We start from the raw sequence: 19,465 nt of genomic DNA, 5'->3' as shown, positions 1-19,465 counted from the left end.
GTGCGCCGGGATCGATCACTGGGTTCGCCGCCGCCCGGGCCTGCGCCACGCTTGTCCGTCCCTCATCCACGTTCCTTGCTTAGGACGGTACGGGCTGCGCCGGAAGCGGGTCGGTGAAAAAGCACGTTCGGCGGGCTGAAGGCGGGGACTGCCCAGCAATTGGGCAGTCCCCTTGCCCTCTAGTGGAACAGCCAGTCCGCGCTGTGCAGGCTGCCTGGCGCGACGCCGTCCAGGGTGGTGACGGTGATCGGCCACGGCGTGCCCCCGCCCCAGCCGTCCTGGTCGAACATCACCTTGGTCCCGCCCGCGCCGTCCGACTGGAAGGACAGGTAGCCGTCCGCGATCGGGTCGCCGCCGTGGTAGCCGGCGGCGGTGAACAGGCCGCGCAGGTCGATGACGTCGACGCCGGGGGTGAAGTCGGTGATGTGGCCGGCGCTCCACGGGGCCTTGGCGAAGGCGAAAGAGTCCGCGCCCGCCCCGCCGGTGAGGCGGTCGGAGCCCTGGCTGGCGTTCAGCGTGTCCGCTCCCGCGCCGCCGGTCAGGGGGGCCCCCGGATAGGGCGAGGTCAGCAGCTGGCCGGCCGCGCTGGCGGGAGGCGTGGTCGGGGCGGCCGCGCCGGAGCCGCCGAACACGTTGGCGGCGGTCAGGCCGTCGGGCGACACGCCGTCGAGGGTGACGACCTGGAACTTGATGGCGTTGGCGCCGCCCCAGCCGTCGGTGTCCAGCAGGACCTTGGTCCCGCCCGCGCCGTCGGCGACGAAGCTGACGTAGCCGTCGGCCACGGGGTTCGCGCCGCTGTAGCCGTTGGCGTAGAGGCTGGAGAGGTCCAGCCTGTCGACCCCGACCTGGAAGTCGGTGATGTGGCCGGCGCTCCACGGCATGGCCTTGAAGGCGAAGGTGTCGGCGCCCGCGCCGCCCGTCAGGCGGTCGGAGCCCTGGCTGGCGTTCAGGGTGTCGGCGCCGGCTCCGCCGGTCAGGGTGGCGCCGGCGTAGGCCGAGGTCAGCACCTGGCCGCCGCCGGTGGTGACCGGCGGCGTCGTTCCGCCGCTGGAGCTGGTCGCGCCGCCGAGCACGTTGGCGGCGTTCAGGCCCGAAGGCGCGACGCCGTCGAGGGTGGCCACCACGAACTTGATGGTGTTGCCGCCCGCCCAGCCGTCGGTGTCCACCAGCACCTTGGTCCCGCCGGCGCCGTCGGCGACGAAGCTGACGTAGCCGTCCGCCACCGGATCGGCGCCGCGGTAGCCGTTGGCGTAGAGCGCGGTCAGGTCGAGCTTGTCGACGCCGACCTGGAAGTCGGTGATGTGGCCGGCGTTCCAGGGCATGGCCTTGAAGACGAAGGTGTCCGCGCCGGCGCCGCCGGTCAGGCGGTCCGAACCCTGGCTGGCGTTCAGGGTGTCGGCGCCCGCGCCGCCGGTCAGGGTGGCGCCGGCGTAGGCCGAGGTCAGCACCTGGTCGCCGCCCGACGTCACCGGCGGCGGGGTGACCGGGGCCGTCACGGGCGGGGTCACCGGCGGCGCGGCGGCGTTGGGATCGGGCAGGCCGTAGGCGCGGATGTAGTCGATCTGCATGTTGGCGGGCCACGGCGTGGAGCCGTCGGGGGAGCCCGGCCAGTTGCCGCCCACCGCCAGGTTCACGATCATATGCATCGGCGAGTTCATGTCGGCGGGCGTGGCCACCTGCCAGACCGGGGTCTGGTCGACGTAGTAGGTGATCGTCTGGGCGGTCCACAGCACGCCGTAGGTGTGGAAGCCGTCGGGATAGGGATTGTAGCTGTGGTTGCCGAGCGCCGGCACGGCGTTGCTGTGGATCGCGTTGTTGGCGGTCCGGGTGTCGCTCCCCAGGCCTTCGAGGACGTCGATCTCCTTGTTGTCCCCGCCCAGCAGCCAGAAGGCCGGCCACAGGCCCTGGCCGTGCGGCAGCTCGGCGCGCATCTCGAAGTAGCCGTAGGTCTGGGCGTAGTTGGATTCCAGCATGCCCGAGGCGTAGTTGTAGCCCCACATCTGCGCCGACTGGGCCGAGGACACCGGTGTCGCCGAGATGGTCAGGACGCCGTTGTTGAACGAGAAGGGATTGAGCCCGAGGGGCGCGTTCGACGTCCCCTGGAAGCTCGGGCTGGCGTAGATCTGCTGCTCGCCGTTGTTGGGCAGGGTGAAGCTGTTCAGCCCCGTGCCGGCATAGCCGTAGTTGGTGGCCCAGTTCGCGCCGATCGTGCCCGAGCTGTTGAAGTCCTCGCTGAACGTCGGCGCCCCGAACGCGGCCATGTTCAGCGGCAACTGGAAGTCCTTGGCCTGGAATTGCCCGATGCTGGCGTTGCGGAAGGCGATCATCGTCCCGCCGTCGTTCAGCACGACGTCGGAGCCCTGCTGCACCATGGCCGACTTCACCGCGTCGAAGGTGGTGAGGTTTCCGCCGATCAGCCGCAGCTTGTCGCCGCCCTCGCTGAAGTTCTGGATGACCTTGTCGCCCTCGCCCTGGGCGACGATGTAGGTGGTGCTGCCGTCGCCCACGAAGACGTCGGCGCCGCGGCCGCCATAGATGAGGTTGTTGTTCGCCACCGCCTTGAGGACGTTGTCCTGGTTGTTGCCGGCGGCGTAGTTGCCGTCGCCGAAGACGATCAGATTGTTAGCGCTGTCAGGCAGCACGTAGGACTGCCAGATCTTCACGGTGTCGACGCCGGGCGTGAGCGCCACGGGGGTCCAGGGATTGGGCAGCCAGTCGTAGTTGGCGTCCGACTGCGTCAGCCAAGCGCCCGCGTAATTTTGATAGGACACGGTGAAACCCCCGTCGGTTTTGACACGTTGTGATTGAAGTCAGACGGGCGGCCCTGAGGCCGCACGGCGCTCCCCCTGTGTCAGCGCCTTAGATGAGCCGTTTCAGGCCAGCAACTATAGATTATTGCTAAGCTTGCACTTTTAAGTGGATAGCGATTTTTGATGGCCAGATCGTCGAAATGCGCTGGCAATGCCACATTCTCGACCGAATGTATGGGGCGTGTCCCGCTGTTGCCAAGCTTGTTTACTTGTCGAATGCTTCTTAAGGCCTGATGTGTTCTGAGGCGCCGGCGCAAATCGCCGCACGAAAGAACCGATGCAAACTCAATGACCGACTCGCCCGGAGCGGGTGCGTGACAGCACTGGCGGGCGCCGCTACACCCGAAACCCGGGGCCGCTGAGGATTCTTGCGCTTGGGTCGACTGGTCTACGCCGTCGCCGCCACAGCGGCCCTGGGCGTCCAGGCTGTCGCAGCGCCGGCGTCCGCCGCGCAGCCGCGCGCCGTCGTCGAAGGCGCCCTCGATCCGGATCTGCACACTGCGATCATCGGCGCCGTCGGCGAGACCGACCGTCCCATCCAGAACCGCTTCGAAGCCCGCCGCCGCGCCACCGCCGCCGCAGAGGCGGCGATCGCCGTGCTCCGTTCGGAAGGCTACTACGCCTATGTGGTGGAGCCGGACGTCGGCGAGGGGGATGCGCCGCGCCCCGTGGTGCGGATCACCCCCGGTCCCCGCTTCGTCATCGCCGCGCCCGCCATCACCTGGGACGGTTCGGCCCCGGACCCGGCCGCCGCGCAGGCGGCGGGTTCGGCGCTCGGTCCGCTGGCGGGCCGGCCCGGCCGCGCGGCGGAGGTGGTCAGCGCCGAGGGCCGCGCCGTCGCGGCGGTGCAGAAGCACGGCTACGCCGACGCCAGCGCCAGTCCGCGCGAGGTGGTCGTCGACCATGCCGACCGCACCGTGCGCCCGACCTACCGTCTGGCGGCGGGCCGGCTCGTCCGCCTCGACGGGCTGGAGCTGGTCACCAAGGGAAGGACCGACGCCCATTGGCTGCAGGGCCTGGCGCCCTGGAAGATCGGCCAGCCCTACGACCCCGAGGCGGTGGCCGAGCTCGAGCGCCGGCTGCTGGACGCGGGCGTCTACGACTCCGTCACGGTGGCGCTCGCGCCGGCCGACAAGACCACGCCGGACGGGCTGCGACCGGTGGTGGTCAGCCTTTCCGAACGCAAGCGCCGGACCGTTGAACTGGGCGCCAGCTACGGGACCACCGAGGGCCTCGGCCTCGACGCGCGCTGGACCCGCTACAACCTGCTGGGCCGCGCCGACACCCTGGCGCTGCTCGGCCGCCTCTCCAACGTCGACAGCCGGGTGGGGGTCACGCTCACCCTGCCGCACTGGCGCAAGCCCGCGCAGACGCTCACCAGCACCGCGGCGGTCTACAAGACCAGCACCGACGCCTATGACGAGACCGGCGTCGGGGTGCGCGCAGACCTCCAGCGGCGGTTCGGCAAGACCTCCTACCTGACCTTCGGCGCCTCCGCCGACTTCAGCCGCACCGACGAGATCCGCATCGGCTCGCTGACGCCCCTGGGTCGCGACATCTTCGCCCTCGGCACGCTGGCCGACCTGGCGCTCGACCGCTCCGACGATCCCCTGAACCCCAAGCGCGGCTGGCGGGTCAGCGCCCGCGCCGAGCCCACGGTGCTGCTCGGGCAGGGGGTGCTGCCCTACGTGAAAATGCAGGCGCAGGGCTCTTACTACCTGCCGATCGGCGCCCAGGCGCGGACGGTGCTGGCGGCCCGCGTCCACGTGGGCAGCATCGTCGACGCCACCACGGCGGACGTCCCGGCGTCGCGGCGCTTCTACGCCGGCGGCGGGGGTTCGGTGCGCGGCTACTCCTACCAGGCGGTGGGGCCGCGGCTGGCCGACAACACCCCGCAGGGCGGCGTCTCCCTGCTGGAGATGTCGGCCGAGATCCGTCACGAGCTCACCCGCAAGTGGGGCGTGGTGGCCTTTGTCGACGCCGGTTCGGTGGGCACCGACAAGTTCCCGGGACCGGGCAATCTCAGCGTCGGGGCCGGCGTCGGCGTGCGCTATAATCTGGGCTTCGGTCCGATCCGGGTCGACGTGGCCACGCCGCTCAACCCGCAGCAGGGCGACCCGCCGATCCAGATCTACGTCAGCATCGGGCAGAGCTTTTGACCGCCCCCGACGACACGCCCGCGCCGCCCGCGGCGCTGAAGGGCTCGGCGATCCCGAAGACCATCGTCGCGGTCTGCCTGGCGCTGCTGGTGCTGCTGGCCGGCCTGCTGGCGGTCACCCGCTACGGCGTGCTGCTGCCCCAGGCGCGCGTGCTCATCGAGGCGCGCACCGACGGGCTGAAGATCGGCCGCTTCGGGCGGCTGAAGATCGAGGGCCTGGCCGGCGACGTCTGGCATGACTTCACCATCCGCAAGCTGACCGTCCGAGACGAGAAGGGCGTCTGGCTGCAGGCCGACGACCTGCACATGACCTGGCGGCTGATCGACCTGTTCCGGCGCAAGTTCCACGCCGACGAGATCGACGTCCGCGCCGTCCACGTGCTGCGCCGGCCGACGCTGACGGCGAAGACCAAGGATACCGGCCTGCCGGTGTCCTTCGAGATCGACCGCGCCCGGGGCCGCCTCGAGATGCTGCCGGCGTTCAGCTTCGAGCGCGGCGTCTACGACGTCGACCTGACCCTCGACGTCCAGCGGCGCGGCGGCCAGCGCGGAAAGGTGCGAGCGTCGAGCGTGCTGCATCCCGGCGACCACCTGAACGTCGACTTCGACGTCGCCAAGACCCGTCCGCTGGTGGTTCTGGCCGACGGGGTGGAGGCGCAGGGCGGGGCGCTGGCCGGCGCGCTCGGCCTGTCGTCGAAGCAGCCGTTCGTGCTCAAGGTGGCGGCGGGCGGGTTCCTGTCGACCGGCCATTTCACTGCGCTCGCTGCGTCAGGAACCACCGAGCCGCTGAAGGCTTCGGGCGCCTGGACCCGCGCCGGCGGGCAGGCCAGCGGCCGCGTGCTGCTGACCGCCTCGACCCTGACCGCGCCCTACGCCCGTCGGTTCGGTCCGCAGGCGGATTTCTCGATCACCGGGCGGAAGTCGGCGTCGAACCTCTATGCCCTGGACGTCCAGGCGCGCGCGGAGAACCTCAGCGTCAGGGCGCAGGGCCTGGGCGATCTCGGCGAGCGCCGGCTGGGGCCGCAGGGAGCGACGATCGCCGCCGCCAGCAACGCCCTGTCGCGGATCACCGGCGGGCCGTCGATGGGGCCGGCGCGGGTGGCGGGCGTGCTGACGGGCGGGGAGGCCGCGGGCTGGCGGTTCGCCGGTTCGGCCAACGTCACGCAGCTGGCCATGGGCGGCTACGGACTGGCGCAGGTCGCCGGGCCGCTGGAGCTGACCCAGCATTCCGGCGTCACCACGCTCAGGGGACGGCTGGCCGCCAGCGGCGGCCGGGGCGCGGGCTGGATCGCCGCGGTGCTGGGCGGGGCGCCGCGGGCCAGCTTCGACGCCGCGCGGCTGGCCGACGGGCGGCTGGCTCTGAACAAGCTCGACGTGGTCGGCAAGGGGCTGAAGCTGCAGGCGACCGGCGGCCGCGGCCTGCTCGGCGGCCTGACCTTCAAGGGACGGGCGGACCTGTCGAACCTCGCCGCGGCGCGGGCCGGTGCGGCGGGGTCGGCAAGCGGCGCCTGGTCGGCGGGGCAGGCGAGCGCCGGCAAGCCCTGGACCTTCAGCGTCAACGCCCAAGGCCAGAAATTCGCCACCGGCTACGCCGAGCTCGACCGGCTGCTCGGCGCGCGGCCGCAGCTGAAGATGCAGGCCAATCTGCAGGACCGCCGTGTGTCGGTGGCGAGCGCCGTGCTCTTCGGCGCTGCGTTGAAGGCCTCCACCGCCGGCGTGCTGGCGCCGAACGGCGGGCTGACGTTCAAGCTCGACTGGAGCGCCACCGGGCCGTTCCGCGCCGGGCCGGTGGAGATCGCCGGCCACGCCAAGGGCTCCGGAGCCATCACGGGCACACTCGGCGCGCCGCGGGCCGACCTGCTGGCCGACCTGGACGCCGTCGACCTGCCGCGCCTGCCGCTGAAGAACGCCCACGTCACCCTGAGCTTCCTGCGGCTCCCTGACGGCTCCAGCGGCCTGATCGCGGTCACCGCCGACAGCGCCTATGGCCCGGCGCGCGGCCGTTCCGCCTTCCGCTTCCCGCAGGGCGGCGTCGATCTCACGGAGCTTTCCGTCGACGCCGGCGGGCTGAAGGCCGCGGGCGCGCTGTCCCTGCGCCGGCGCACGCCCTCGGCGGCGGACCTGACGCTCGCCTTGACCCGCGGCGCCTTCCTGGACGCCGGCCGCGTCGCCGGAACCGCGCGGATCGTCGACGCGCCGGGCGGGCCGCGCGCCACGCTCAGCCTGGCCGGCGAGAACGCGCGGCTGCCGGGCTCGACGGTGACCCTCGCGTCCGCCCGCGTCACCGCCGACGGACCGCTGGCGAGACTGCCCTACGTCGTCCAGGCGCAGGGGGTCTCGGGCGCGGGCAAGTGGAGCCTCGATGGCCGCGGCGTGCTCGCCGAGGCCCAGCCGGGCTACGCCGCCACCTTCGACGGCCGCGGCCAACTGGGCGGTCGGGATGTGCACACCACCGAGACGGCCAGCTTCCGCTTCGGCGGCCCGGAGCGCAGCGCGCGGCTGCGCCTCGCCGCTTCCGACGGCGGCCGGATCAGCGTCGACGGGCGGCTCACCGATGCGGCCGCCACGGTGCAGGCGCAGGTCGCCGGATTCGGCCTGCGGATGGTGGACGAGGACCTCGACGGCCAGATGGACGCGACGCTGTCCCTGCAAGGGCAAAACGGCCGTCTCGACGGCACGATGGAAGCCAGGCTGGCGGGCGCGCGCGGCCGCGGCGCGCCGGCGGCCTCGGGCATCGACGGCGTGGTCCACGGCCGGCTGGCGGACACCGCGCTGACCCTCGACGCCAGCGCCGGCAACAGCCAGGGCCTGCGCGCCAACGTCAACCTGGTGCTGCCGACCGAGGCCTCGGCCTCGCCGTTCCGCGTGGCGATCGCCCGCCAACGGCCGATGCAGGGCCGGTTCTCCGCCGAGGGCGAGGTGCGGCCGCTTTGGGACCTGCTGATCGGCGGCGAACGCAGCCTTTCGGGACGGGTCAGCACCCAGGGGACGCTCGGCGGGACGCTGGCGGACCCCAGCGCCACCGGCCAGATCGCGGTGGCGGACGGCCGCTTCGACGACGGGGCGACGGGCCTGTCGCTGCGCAACGTCGCGCTGCAGGCCGGCTTTGCGCAGAACGCGGTGAACGTCACCCAGGCGAGCGGCGTCGATGGCCATGGCGGATCGGTCGCGGGCGCCGGCCGCATCAGCCTGTTGCGCGAAGGCGTCTCCAGCTTCCGGCTCGACCTGAAGGGCTTTCGGCTGATCGACAATGAGCAGGCCACCGCCTCGGCCAGCGGGCAGGCGACCATCGCGCGGGCCGCCGACGGCAAGGTCCGGCTGTCGGGCGCCCTGACCATCGAGCGGGCCGACATCGCGCCCAACCTGCCGACGCCGTCCGGTGTGGTGGAGATGGACGTGGTCGAGAAAAACCGCCCGCCGGATCTGGCCGTCTCGCTGCTGCCGCCGACGCGCCGGGGCGACGGCTGGGCGCTGGACGTGACGCTGAAGGCGCCGCGAGGGGTGTTCCTGCGCGGGCGAGGGCTCGACGTGGAGCTGTCGCTGGACGCCCACGTGGGCGGCACGACCGCCAACCCGGCGCTGTCCGGGACAGCGCGGGTGGTGCGTGGCGACTACGACTTCGCCGGCAAGCGGTTCACGTTCGACACCACCAGCGTGGTCTACCTGTCGACCCACGCCCAGGACATCCGGCTGGACCTCACCGCCACCCGCGACGACCCGACATTGACCGCCGGCGTGCGGATCCGCGGCACGGCGGCCAAGCCGGAGATCACGCTGACCTCGACGCCCAGCCTGCCCAACGACGAGGTGCTGGCGCAGGTGCTGTTCGGGCGCTCCGCCTCGCAGCTGTCGCCGCTGGAGGCGGCGCAGTTGGCCTCGGGGCTCTCGGCCCTGGCGCGCGGCGGCGGCCTCGACATCATCGGCAACCTGCGGACCTTCGCCGGCCTCGATCGCCTGGCGCTGGGCGGCGGCGACGCCTCGGGCGTGACGGTGTCGGGCGGCAAGTACTTGACTGACAACGTCTATCTGGAACTCACCGGCGGCGGGCGGGAAGGGCCCATGGCTCAGGTCGAGTGGCGGGTCCGGCGCAACCTGTCAATCCTGTCGCGGCTGGCCGGGCAGAGCGGCGCGCGCCTGGCGGTGCGTTGGCGGCGGGACTACTGAGCCGCTGCGGCGCGCGAAATCGCGTAAGCCTGGGTGCCGCGGGTGAACACCTGGTCGGCGGGTTCGACCGCGGCGATCGGGATGTCCTGCGCCCGCGACAGGCGCTCGTAGATCGGGCTGAAGTCCTGCAGCGTCGCGTCCAGCAACGCCCGCAGCGATGGGATCACGAAATAGACCTGCTGGAAGTCATCGATCCGGTAGGGCGTGCGCATCACCCGCTCCAGGTCGAATGCCAGGCGATTGGGCGAGGGGTCGTCGAGGGCGAAGATCGACTCGGCGCGGCTGGAGACGATGCCGGCGCCGTAGATCCTCAGGCCCTGCGGCGTCTGCAGCAGGCCGAACTCCACCGTGTACCAGTAGAGCCGCGCCAGGTTGTGCAGCCGGCCCAGGCCCATTGCGCGCCGCCCGCCCTCGCCATAGGCCTGCATGTAGTCGGCGAACACCGGGTCGGTGAGCATCGGCACGTGGCCGAAGACGTCGTGGAAGATGTCCGGCTCCTGCAGGTAGTCGAGCTGGTCGGCCTTGCGGATGAACTGGCCGGCCGGGAAGCGGCGGTTGGCCAGGTGGTCGAAGAACACCTCGTCCGGCACCAGGCCGGGGACGGCGACCACCGTCCAGCCGGTCAGCCGCATCAGCTCCTCGTTGATGCGGGCGAAGTCCGGGATGCCGGTGCGGTGCAGGTCGAGCGCCTCGAGCCCCCCGAGGAACGGGTCGCAGGCGCGGCCGGGCAGCAGCTTCGCCTGGCGCTCGTAGAGGGTGATCCAGACGTCGTGCTCGGCCTGGGAATAGTTCTCCCAGCCCTGGTCGATCGTCCAGTCGGCCCGCGCGCCCGGTGGCGGGCCGCTCGTCAAGCCATCCGCGCTCATCTCGCGAGAATGGCCCCGTAGACGCGGAAGTTCCGTTCGGAGTTGTCGGCTTCCGGGCCGTCGCCCGGAAAAACATTGCGCCTAGTGGCTGATCCGGGGCCGAAGCGTGTACTGGCCCTCGCGGAAGGACTCGAACAGCAGCTGGGCCTGCGGATGGCCGACCGGCTGGCCGGTGTCGTCGGCCAGCAGGTTCTGCTCGGAGACGTAGGCCACGTAGGAGCTTTCGTCGTTCTCGGCCAGCAGGTGGTAGAACGGCTGGTCCTTGCGCGGCCGGATGTGTTCCGGGATCGACAGCCAGTATTCCTCGGTGTTCGAGAAGGTGGGGTCCACGTCGAAGATCACGCCGCGGAAGGGATAGACGCGGTGTCTGACGACCTGGCCGATGGCGAATTTGGCGAGTCGCGTGTCCATGGCAGCGAATCTATCGCCCTTTTCCTGACCGGGGGGTGAACGTAATGCCCAGATTCTTCCGTACAAGGCCGCGCTTCCTGCGCCCATCGGGGCTTGCTACAGTCCTTGCGAAGTGAGGCGCGCCTGGGGGCCCGCCTGCGAAGGACGGATGGCGGTCCATGACTGAGGCGCCGAGCGCGCCCGGCGCCGATACGCGTGGCCGGGATAGATCTTCCGACGAGCCCGCGTGCTATGCGGCGCTCGACCTGGGCACCAACAATTGCCGCCTGCTGATCGCCACCCCGCAGGGCGGCGGATTCCGCGTCGTCGAGGCCTATTCCCGCATCGTGCGGCTGGGCGAGGGGCTAGGCCAGAGCGGCCGGCTTTCCGAGCCCGCCATGGAGCGCGCCATGGCTGCGCTCAAGGTCAGCGCCGAGAAGGTCCGCCGCCGGCGGGTGGTGCGGCTGCGCGCCATCGCGACCCAGGCCTGCCGGATGGCGGAGAACGGCCAGACCTTCATCGACCGGGTCGCGGACGAGACCGGCCTGCGCCTCCAGATCATCAGCCCCCAGGAAGAGGCGCGGCTGTCGGTGGCGGGCTGCCTGAACCTGCTGGACCGGACTTATGACGCGGCCCTGGTGGTCGACGTCGGCGGCGGCTCCACCGAGCTCTCCTGGGTGGAGTTGAAGGACGCCCCGCCCACCGGCACGCCGCCGCTGCGGGCCTGGCTGTCCGTCCCGATCGGCGTGGTGACCCTGGCCGAGCGCTTTCCGGAGGGCGAGACGGCGACGGACGGCTGGTTCAGGACCATGGTCGAGACGGTGAAGGCCGAGATCGCCGCGTTCAAACGCGCCGACCCGCTGCGTGACGTGTTCGACGCCGACCGCGCCCACCTGATCGGCACCTCCGGGGCGATCACCAGCCTGGCGGGCCTGCACCTGAAGCTGCCGCGCTACGACCGCAGCCGCGTCGACGGCATCTGGATGACCCGCGACCAGTGCGACGCCGCATCCGGACACCTTCTGGCGCTCAATCCCAGGCAGCGGGCCGACCAGCCGTGCATCGGCCCCGACCGCGCCGACCTGGTGTTGGCTGGCGCGGCGATCCTGCAGGCCGTGCAGGAGCTCTGGCCCTGCAGCCGCGTGCGCGTCGCCGACCGCGGCCTGCGCGAAGGCATCCTCATCTCCCTGATGGCCGAGCGCAGCGGACGCCGCCGCCGCAAGCGCCGTCGCGGACCCCGATCCATGGCCGCCGCATGACTGACGAACCGCCCCGCAAACGCATGGTCAAGCCGCCCACCGGCGGCACCGAGGCCGGTCGGCCCAAGCCGGCGCGGCTGAAGACCGCCTGGAAGCGCACGCCCTCCCAGCAGGCGTGGCTGGAGCGGCAGATCAACGACCCCTTCGCCGCCCAGGCCCGCGCCCATGGCTACCGCAGCCGCGCAGCCTACAAGCTGACGGAGATCGACGACCGCTTCCACCTGCTGCGGCCGGGCGCGCGGGTGGTGGACCTCGGCCTGGCGCCCGGCGGCTGGACGCAGGTGGCGCTGGAGCGCGGAGTGACCAACATCGCCGGCGTCGACCTGCTGCCGGTCGATCCGCTGCCGCCCGCCCACATCCTGCAGATGGACTTCACCGACCCGGTCTGCGGACCGCAGCTGATCGAGCTGCTGGGCGGGGCGCCGGACCTGGTGATGTCGGACATGGCGCCCAACACCGTCGGCCACCGCCAGACCGACCACCTGCGGATCGTCGGCCTGATCGAGGCGGCGGTGGATTTCGCGGTGCAGGTCCTGAAGCCCGGCGGCGCCTTCGTGGCCAAGGCCTTCCAGGGTGGCGAGACCGCCAGCATCATCGCCCAGCTCAAGCGCCATTTCGCCGACGTGAAGAACGTCAAGCCGAAGGCCAGCCGCGCCGACTCCTCGGAGACCTACATCGTGGCGATCGGCTTCAAGGGGCGGAGCTGATCCTTCGTCATGGCCCGGCTTGCCCGGGCCACCCAGCCCAAGGCGCATGCCTCAACTGATGAAGTCGGGCTTTGGGATGGATCACCCGGACCAGCCGGGTGATGACGAGCTTTTTGTCGATTGAGCGGCTTCGTCAGCCAGGCCCGGGCGGCGCCGGCGTCTTGGCGCCTTCCGCCACCAGCCAGTTGCGGAAGCGGGTCAGGGCGCGGGTCTCGGCGCCGGGGGCGGCCAGGATGGCGAAGGCGCTCTCCGCCTTGCGGAAGCCGAACGGCGCCGCCAGTCGCCCGGCGGCGATGTAGTCGGCCACCAGCGGCCAGGGCATCACCGCCACGCCCAGGCCCGCCAGCGCCGCATCCATGGCGAAGTGCAGGTGGGCGAACGGCCGCTCGGGCGCCGGCGGCAGCTCCACCCCGGCCACCGCCGCCCAGATCGCCCAGCCCTGCGGGTGCGACTGCGCCGCCAGCCGGGGGGCGAGCAGGGGATCGGCGGCGTGGCGCTCGGCCAGGTGCGGCGCGAGCACCGGGCCGATGTGGTTGGGCATGAAGCCGGTGACCAGCGGCTCCGCCAGCCGCCCGGCCGGGACGATCCGCACCACCGCCTGGGCGCCGCGGTGCGCCGTGGCCTGGGGCGCCAGCTCGGCCAGATGCAGGCGCACCTCGGGATGGGCGCCGGCGAACGCGGGCAGGCGCGGGATCAGCCACTTCACCGACAGGCTGGCGTTGACCGCCAGGTGCAGGTCCTCGCCGTCGCTGCGCACCCGCCGCACCGCCGCGGCGATCTCGTCGAAGGCGCCGGTGAGCGCCGGCAGCAGGGCCTGGCCGGCCGCGGTCAGCTCCAACCGGTGCTTGGGTCCTGTGAACAGCCGCACGCCCAGTGTCTGCTCCAGCGCCTTCACCTGGCGGCTGACCGCGCTATGCGTGACGTAGAGCTCCTGCGCCGCCAGGGTCGCCCGCCCGGTTCGCGCCATGGCCTCGAAAGCCCGCAGCGCATTGAGCGAGGGCAGGGGACCTGCTGTGAGATTTTCGAACATAGGCTGACGCATATGTCGATTTCGGTCGAGCCGCAATCGGCGCAGAAGCCCGCGATGGAAGGCCATCCCGTCGCCACCGCCCCGCAGAGCGCCCTGGTGCTGGCGCTGGGCGTTGGCCAGACGATCGCCTTCGCCTCCAGCTTCTACCTGCTGGGCGTCCTCGGCGATCCGATCGCCCGGGATCTGTCGCTGCGGCCTGCGCTGGTCTCCAGCCTGCTCTCCGTTTCCCTGCTGACCTCCGCCCTGTGCGCCCCGGCCGCCGGCCGCTGGATCGACGCGCGCGGCGGCAAGGTGGTGCTGCTGGCCTCGAGCGTGGCGTTCGCCGCCGGCCTGGCCGTCCTGGCCATGGCGCACGGGCTCGCCGGTCTGGTCGCCGGCATGACCGTGCTGGGCGTGGCGATGTCGCTCGGCCTCTACGAGACGCCGTTCGCGATCCTGGTCGGCCTCCATGGAGAGGCCGCGCGCCGGCCGATCACCGGGGTCGCTCTGCTGGGCGGGCTGGGCTCCAGCCTCGGATGGCCGCTCAGCCTGATGTTCTCGCAAGCCCTCGGCTGGCGGGGGGCCTGTCTGGCCTGGGCCGCGATCCACCTGTGCGTCTGCCTGCCGCTGGCGGCGTGGATCGTGCCTCGCATGGGTCGGCGGACGCACGCCGGGCGGACCACCCGCACACCGGTCGCCTGGGATCGTCGCATGGTGCAGCTCGCCGCCCTGTTCGCCGGCGCTTGGTTCATCTCCACCTGCATGAGCGCCCACCTGCCCAGGGTGCTACAGGCGCTCGGGCTCTCTCCGGCCGCCGCGGTCGGCGCGGCGTCGCTCGTCGGCGTGGCCGCGGTGACCATGCGGCTCCTGGAGTTCACCGTGCTGCGCCGCCTGCCGCCGGTGGTGACCACCCGTCTTGCGACCCTGCTGCATCCGATCGGGGCCGCGGCGCTGCTGAGTTTCGGCCCGGTGGCCGCCCCGGCGCTGGCGCTGGGGCAGGGCGGCGGCAACGGCATGCTGACCGTCGCCAAGGGGGTGCTGCCGCTGACCCTGTTCGGGGCGGAGAACTACGGCTACCGCTCGGCCCTGCTCAGCACGCCCGCCCGCTACGCCCAGGTGGCGGGGCCGGCGGTGTTCGGCTTGGCCCTCGACCAGTCGGCCCGACTGGCCCTGATCGGCTCCTCGGCGGTCTGCCTTTTCATGTTTGCGATGACCCTGGGGCTGGCCAGGGGCGGCGAAACGGCGCAGGAGGACGCCACCGCATGACAACCCTCGATCCCACACTTGCCCCAGCGGCGGGGTTACACGTATATCCGCGCCGCAAAACGGAGAGTCTCATGGAGATTCGCGAAGGGCTCACCTTCGACGATGTTTTGCTCGAACCCGGTCCATCCGATGTGATGCCGACCCAGGTGGATGTCTCCACCCGGTTCACGCGAGAGATCAATCTGAACATCCCGCTGGTGTCCGCCGCCATGGACACGGTGACCGAAAGCCGGCTGGCCATCGCCATGGCCCAGAACGGCGGGCTCGGCATCCTGCACCGCAACCTCACCGTCGAGGAGCAGGCCGACCAGGTCCGCGAGGTGAAGCGCTACGAAAGCGGCATGGTCATCAATCCGCTGACCATCCACCCGGACACCCCGCTGAGCGAGGTCCGGGAGATCAAGGCGCGCCGCAAGATCTCCGGTTTCCCGGTGGTCGACGAGAAGGGCAAGCTCTGCGGCATCCTGACGAACCGCGACATGCGCTTCGAGGGCAACGTCGACGTACCGGCCAAGGCGCTGATGACCCGCGAGAACCTGGTCACGGTGAAGGAGGGCGTCGGCCAGGCCGAGGCCCGCGAGCTGCTCCGCCGCCACAAGATCGAGCGCCTGATCGTCGTCGACGACGACTATCACGCGGTCGGCCTGATCACCGTCAAGGACATGGAGAAGTCCGAGGCGCACCCGAACGCCGCCAAGGACGCGCAGGGCCGCCTGTTGGTCGGCGCGGCCTCCACGGTCGGCGACGCGGGCTACGAGCGCTCCATGGCGCTGGTGGACGCCGGCGTCGATGTGGTGGTGATCGACACTGCCCACGGCCACAACGCCGACGTCGCCAAGGCGGTCGGCCGGATCAAGCGCGAGACCAACCGCGTGCAGATCGTCGCCGGCAACGTCGCCACCTATGACGGCGCACGCGCGCTGATCGAGGCTGGCGCGGATGCGGTGAAGGTCGGCATCGGCCCCGGCTCGATCTGCACCACGCGGATCGTCGCGGGCGTCGGGGTGCCGCAGCTGACCGCCATCGCCGACGCGGTGCGCGCTGCCCTGGGGTCGGACGTGCCGGTGATCGCCGACGGCGGGATCAAGTACTCCGGCGACCTCGCCAAGGCGCTCGCCATGGGCGCCTCGGTGGCGATGATGGGCTCGGTGTTCGCCGGCGTCGACGAGGGGCCGGGCGAGGTGTTCCTCTACCAGGGCCGCTCCTACAAGACCTACCGCGGCATGGGCTCGCTGGGCGCCATGTCCCGCGGCTCGGCGGACCGCTACTTCCAGAAGGACGTCTCCGACGCCCTGAAGCTGGTGCCGGAAGGCATCGAGGGCCAGGTGCCCTACAAGGGCCCGATCGCTCCGATCCTGCACCAGATGGTCGGAGGTCTGCGCGCCGCCATGGGCTATGTGGGCGCCGCCGACCTGGAGCAGTTCCGCACCCGGGCGCGGTTCATCCGCATCACCGGCGCAGGCCTGCGCGAAAGCCACGTCCACGACGTGATGATCACCCGCGAGGCGCCGAACTATCCGAGCCCGACCTAGGATGGTCCGCACCGCGCCCGAACTGCAGTTGCTGGGGTTCGCGATCCTCATCGGGATCGTGCAGCTGGCCTGGGCGGCGGTGGCCGCGCGGCGCCAGCAGAACCTCGCCTGGGCGCGGGGCCCGCGGGACGAGCCGATGCCGATCAGCGGTACGGCGGCGCGGCTCGACCGGGCGTTCCGCAACTTCATGGAGACCTTTCCCTTGTTCGCGGCGGCGGTGGTCGCCGCCGACCTGCTCGGGAAGCTGGGGCCGCTGACCCTGTGGGGCTGCGGCCTCTATGTGGCGGCCCGCGCGCTCTATGTGCCGCTCTACGCCACCGGCGTGCCGACCGTCCGCACCCTGGTCTGGCTCGTCTCCCTCGTCGGCCTCCTGATGGTGGTCGTGGCGATCTTCCTGTGAGCAAAGCCCTTGCGTGACGCCGGACGCCTCGCGGCGGCCATCGATGTCCTCACCGATATCGAGGAACGCCACCGGCCGGTCCGGATGGCGCTGAAGACCTGGGGCGAGAGTGCGCGCTACGCCGGGGCGAAGGACCGCGCCTGGGTCTCCGGCCTGGCGCTGGACGTCCTGCGCCGGCGGCGGTCGCTGGCCTGGCGGATGGGCGAGGAGGGCCCGCGCGCGGCCTCCCTGGCGGCGCTGCGCTTCCTGTGGGACTGGCCGATGGAGCGGATCGCCGAGGCCGCGGCGGAAGAACCGCACGGGCCCGGGCCGCTCACCGACGCCGAGCGGGCGGCGCTGGCGACCCCGCGGGACCTCGCCGAGGCGCCGCCGGCCGTGCGCGGCGACTATCCGGACTGGCTGGACGCCTCGCTGGTCCGCGCCTTCGGCGACGACCGGGCGGCAGAGGGCCAGGCGCTGTCGGAACGCGCGCCGGTCGACCTGCGCGTCAACCGCCTGAAGACCGATCCGGAGCGGGCGCTGAAGGCGCTGACGCCGCTGCACGCCGAGCCCAGCGGGGTGCTGGCGACGGCGCTGCGCATGCCGGCGCTCGATCCCACGGCCCGCAGCGGGGCGGTGGAGGCCATCCCGCAGTTCTCCAAGGGCTGGTTCGAGGTCCAAGACCTGGGCTCGCAGATCGCCGCATCGGCGGCCGGCGAGGTGAAGGGCAAGCAGGTGCTCGACCTCTGCGCCGGCGGCGGCGGCAAGACACTCGCGCTGGCCAGCGACATGGGCAACACCGGCCAGATCTACGCCTACGATTCCGATGCCCGCCGGCTCGCCGACACCATCCGCCGCGGCGAACGCGCCGGGGTGCGCAACCTGCAGATCCGCTCCCCGATCAACCCGGACCCGCTGAAGGGCCTGGAAGGCCGCATGGACGTGGTCTTCCTCGATGCGCCCTGCACCGGCACCGGCTCATGGCGCCGCCATCCCGACACCAAGTGGCGGCTGACCCCGGAGACGCTGGAGAAGCGCCAGGCCGACCAGGACGCGGTGCTCGACGCCGGCGCGACCTTCGTCAAGCCGGGCGGCCGGATCGTCTACGTCACCTGCTCGGTGTTGCCGGAGGAGAACGAGGACCGGGTCACCGCCTTCCTCGCCCGCACCGACGGCTTCGAGGTCCGGCCCGCCACCGCCGATCCGGCGCTGACCGGGCGGCTGACCGCCGAGGGCTACCTGCGGCTGTCGCCCAGGACCTCGGCGACCGACGGCTTCTTCGTCGCGGTGCTGGAGCGCCGCAAAGACCCCAAATCCAGCTAGAGCCCCATGACCGAGACCGCACACGCCCCCACCGATCACGAGCGCGTCCTGATCGTCGACTTCGGCAGCCAGGTGACCCAGCTGATCGCTCGGCGCCTGCGCGAAAGCGGCGTCTATTGCGAGATCCACCCCTACGACAAGGTCGAGGGGATGCTGGACGCCTTCGCCCCGAAGGCGGTGATCCTCTCCGGCGGCCCGGCCAGCGTGCACGAGGCGCAGAGCCCGTCGGCTCCGCAGCGGGTGTTCGAGCTCGGCGTGCCGGTGCTGGGCATCTGCTACGGCGAGATGACCCTGTGCGCCCAGCTGGGCGGGGCGGTCGAAGGCGGCCAGGAGCGCGAGTTCGGCCGCGCCGAGATCCTCATCGAGCGGCTGTCGCCGCTGCTGCAGGGTCTGGGCGACATCGGCGAGCGCGAAACCGTCTGGATGAGCCACGGCGACAAGATCACCGCCATCCCGCTGGGCTTCGAGGTGGTGGCCGCCTCCGAGGGCTCGCCGTTCGCGGTGATCGCCGACGAGGGCCGCCGCTTCTACGGCATCCAGTTCCACCCGGAGGTGGCGCATACCCCGCGCGGCGCCCTGATGCTGCGCAACTTCACCCACAAGATCGCCGGGCTGAAGGGCGACTGGACCATGTCCGCGTTCCGCGACGAGATGGTGCAGAAGATCCGCGACCAGGTCGGCGACGGGCGGGTGATCTGTGGCCTCTCCGGCGGCGTCGACTCCTCGGTGGCGGCGGTGCTGCTGCACGAGGCGATCGGCGACCAGCTGACCTGCGTCTTCGTCGACACCGGCCTGCTGCGGCACAACGAGGCCGAGCAGGTCGTCACCATGTTCCGGGACCATTACAACATCCCGCTGGTGCACGTTGATGCGGCTGATGAATTCCTCGGCCAGCTGTCCGGCGTTTCGGACCCGGAAACCAAGCGCAAGACCATCGGCCGGGTGTTCGTGGAGATCTTCGACCGCGAAGCGGCCAAGGTCGAAGGCGCGACCTTCCTGGCCCAGGGCACCCTCTATCCGGACGTCATCGAGAGCGTCTCGGCGCGCGGCGGCCCCTCGGCGGTGATCAAGAGCCACCACAACGTCGGCGGCCTGCCGGACTACATGAAGCTCAAGCTCGTCGAGCCGCTGCGCGAACTGTTCAAGGACGAGGTCCGCGCGCTCGGCGTCGAGCTCGGCCTGCCGCCGGCCTTCGTGGGCCGCCATCCGTTCCCCGGTCCCGGCCTGGCCATCCGCATCCCCGGCGAGGTGACGCCCGAGCGGGTCGCGGTGCTGCAGAAGGCCGACGCCATCTACCTCGACGAGATCCGCAAGGCCGGCCTCTACGACTCTATCTGGCAGGCCTTCGCCGTCCTGTTGCCGGTGCGCACCGTCGGCGTCATGGGCGACGCCCGCACCTACGATGAGGTCTGCGCGCTGCGCGCCGTGACCTCCACCGACGGCATGACCGCCGACTTCTTCGAGTTCCCCTGGGAAGTGCTAGGCCGCGCAGCCACCCGCATCATCAACGAGGTGAAGGGGATCAACCGCGTCGTCTACGACGTGACCTCCAAGCCCCCCGGCACCATCGAGTGGGAATGAGTCGGGCTGCGTGACCTCGTC

At 71.5% G+C, this 19,465-nt stretch carries 13 protein-coding genes; 9 read left to right on the top strand and 4 right to left on the bottom strand.

Features of this window, described 5'->3' with window-relative positions; genetic code table 11:
* Positions 1–179: 179 nt before the first annotated feature.
* Entirely contained in the window at positions 180–2,771 is a 2,592-nt protein-coding gene (locus DJ021_RS16705) for a family 16 glycosylhydrolase (protein WP_111458614.1), read from the bottom strand.
* Positions 2,772–3,184: 413 nt separating this feature from the next.
* On the opposite strand from DJ021_RS16705, the gene DJ021_RS16700 reads away from it, so the two are divergent.
* Entirely contained in the window at positions 3,185–4,969 is a 1,785-nt protein-coding gene (locus DJ021_RS16700) for an autotransporter assembly complex protein TamA (RefSeq protein ID WP_111458613.1), read from the top strand.
* A complete protein-coding gene (locus DJ021_RS16695) occupies positions 4,966–9,132 on the top strand; it encodes a translocation/assembly module TamB domain-containing protein (RefSeq protein ID WP_111458612.1) in 4,167 nt (1,388 codons plus the stop codon). Before DJ021_RS16700 ends, DJ021_RS16695 begins: the two co-directional genes overlap by 4 nt.
* On the opposite strand, the gene phhA is transcribed toward DJ021_RS16695, so the two are convergent.
* Positions 9,126–9,998: a phenylalanine 4-monooxygenase gene (gene phhA / locus DJ021_RS16690; RefSeq protein ID WP_111458611.1), complete on the bottom strand. Its 873-nt coding sequence runs from the start codon at positions 9,996–9,998 to the stop codon at positions 9,126–9,128. The two genes, DJ021_RS16695 and phhA, sit on opposite strands and share 7 nt — an antisense overlap.
* An 81-nt stretch (positions 9,999–10,079) precedes the next feature.
* The gene (gene hspQ / locus DJ021_RS16685) at positions 10,080–10,409 is read right to left on the bottom strand and encodes a heat shock protein HspQ (protein WP_111458610.1); all 330 of its coding nucleotides are present in this window, start codon (positions 10,407–10,409) and stop codon (positions 10,080–10,082) included.
* Positions 10,410–10,567: 158 nt separating this feature from the next.
* Here hspQ and DJ021_RS16680 point away from each other — a divergent pair, with 158 nt between their 5' ends.
* Together DJ021_RS16680 and DJ021_RS16675 are read left to right on the top strand one after the other, a co-directional pair.
* Positions 10,568–11,647: a Ppx/GppA phosphatase family protein gene (locus tag DJ021_RS16680; RefSeq protein ID WP_111458609.1), complete on the top strand. Its 1,080-nt coding sequence runs from the start codon at positions 10,568–10,570 to the stop codon at positions 11,645–11,647.
* Complete coding sequence (locus tag DJ021_RS16675) at positions 11,644–12,354, top strand: RlmE family RNA methyltransferase (RefSeq protein ID WP_111458608.1); 711 nt, start codon at positions 11,644–11,646, stop codon at positions 12,352–12,354. The genes DJ021_RS16680 and DJ021_RS16675 overlap by 4 nt, the downstream gene beginning before the upstream one ends.
* A 133-nt stretch (positions 12,355–12,487) precedes the next feature.
* Here DJ021_RS16675 and DJ021_RS16670 read toward each other — a convergent pair whose 3' ends face one another.
* Positions 12,488–13,384 (bottom strand): LysR family transcriptional regulator, encoded by an 897-nt coding sequence (locus DJ021_RS16670; RefSeq protein WP_111458607.1) that lies wholly within the window; start codon positions 13,382–13,384, stop codon positions 12,488–12,490.
* A 12-nt stretch (positions 13,385–13,396) separates the two neighbouring features.
* On the opposite strand from DJ021_RS16670, the gene DJ021_RS16665 reads away from it, so the two are divergent.
* The 5 genes from DJ021_RS16665 (at position 13,397) to guaA (ending at position 19,444) form a co-directional block, all read left to right on the top strand.
* Positions 13,397–14,629, top strand: coding sequence for an MFS transporter (locus DJ021_RS16665; RefSeq protein WP_111458606.1), 1,233 nt, complete (start codon positions 13,397–13,399; stop codon positions 14,627–14,629).
* 71 nt (positions 14,630–14,700) lie between these two features.
* Positions 14,701–16,161: an IMP dehydrogenase gene (gene guaB / locus DJ021_RS16660; protein ID WP_111458605.1), complete on the top strand. Its 1,461-nt coding sequence runs from the start codon at positions 14,701–14,703 to the stop codon at positions 16,159–16,161.
* Position 16,162: 1 nt separating this feature from the next.
* Positions 16,163–16,561, top strand: coding sequence for an MAPEG family protein (locus DJ021_RS16655; RefSeq protein ID WP_111458604.1), 399 nt, complete (start codon positions 16,163–16,165; stop codon positions 16,559–16,561).
* Positions 16,562–16,570: 9 nt separating this feature from the next.
* Positions 16,571–17,863 (top strand): RsmB/NOP family class I SAM-dependent RNA methyltransferase, encoded by a 1,293-nt coding sequence (locus DJ021_RS16650; protein ID WP_111458603.1) that lies wholly within the window; start codon positions 16,571–16,573, stop codon positions 17,861–17,863.
* Between the two features lie 6 nt (positions 17,864–17,869).
* A complete protein-coding gene (gene guaA, locus DJ021_RS16645) occupies positions 17,870–19,444 on the top strand; it encodes a glutamine-hydrolyzing GMP synthase (protein WP_111458602.1) in 1,575 nt (524 codons plus the stop codon).
* The last annotated feature ends 21 nt before the right edge of the window (positions 19,445–19,465 follow it).

Origin of the sequence: Phenylobacterium hankyongense (assembly GCF_003254505.1) — a bacterium.
GTDB classification, from domain to species: Bacteria; Pseudomonadota; Alphaproteobacteria; order Caulobacterales; family Caulobacteraceae; genus Phenylobacterium; species Phenylobacterium hankyongense.
The sequence above is the reverse complement of the archived record's forward strand: the minus strand, read 5'-3'. Positions and strand labels throughout refer to the sequence as shown.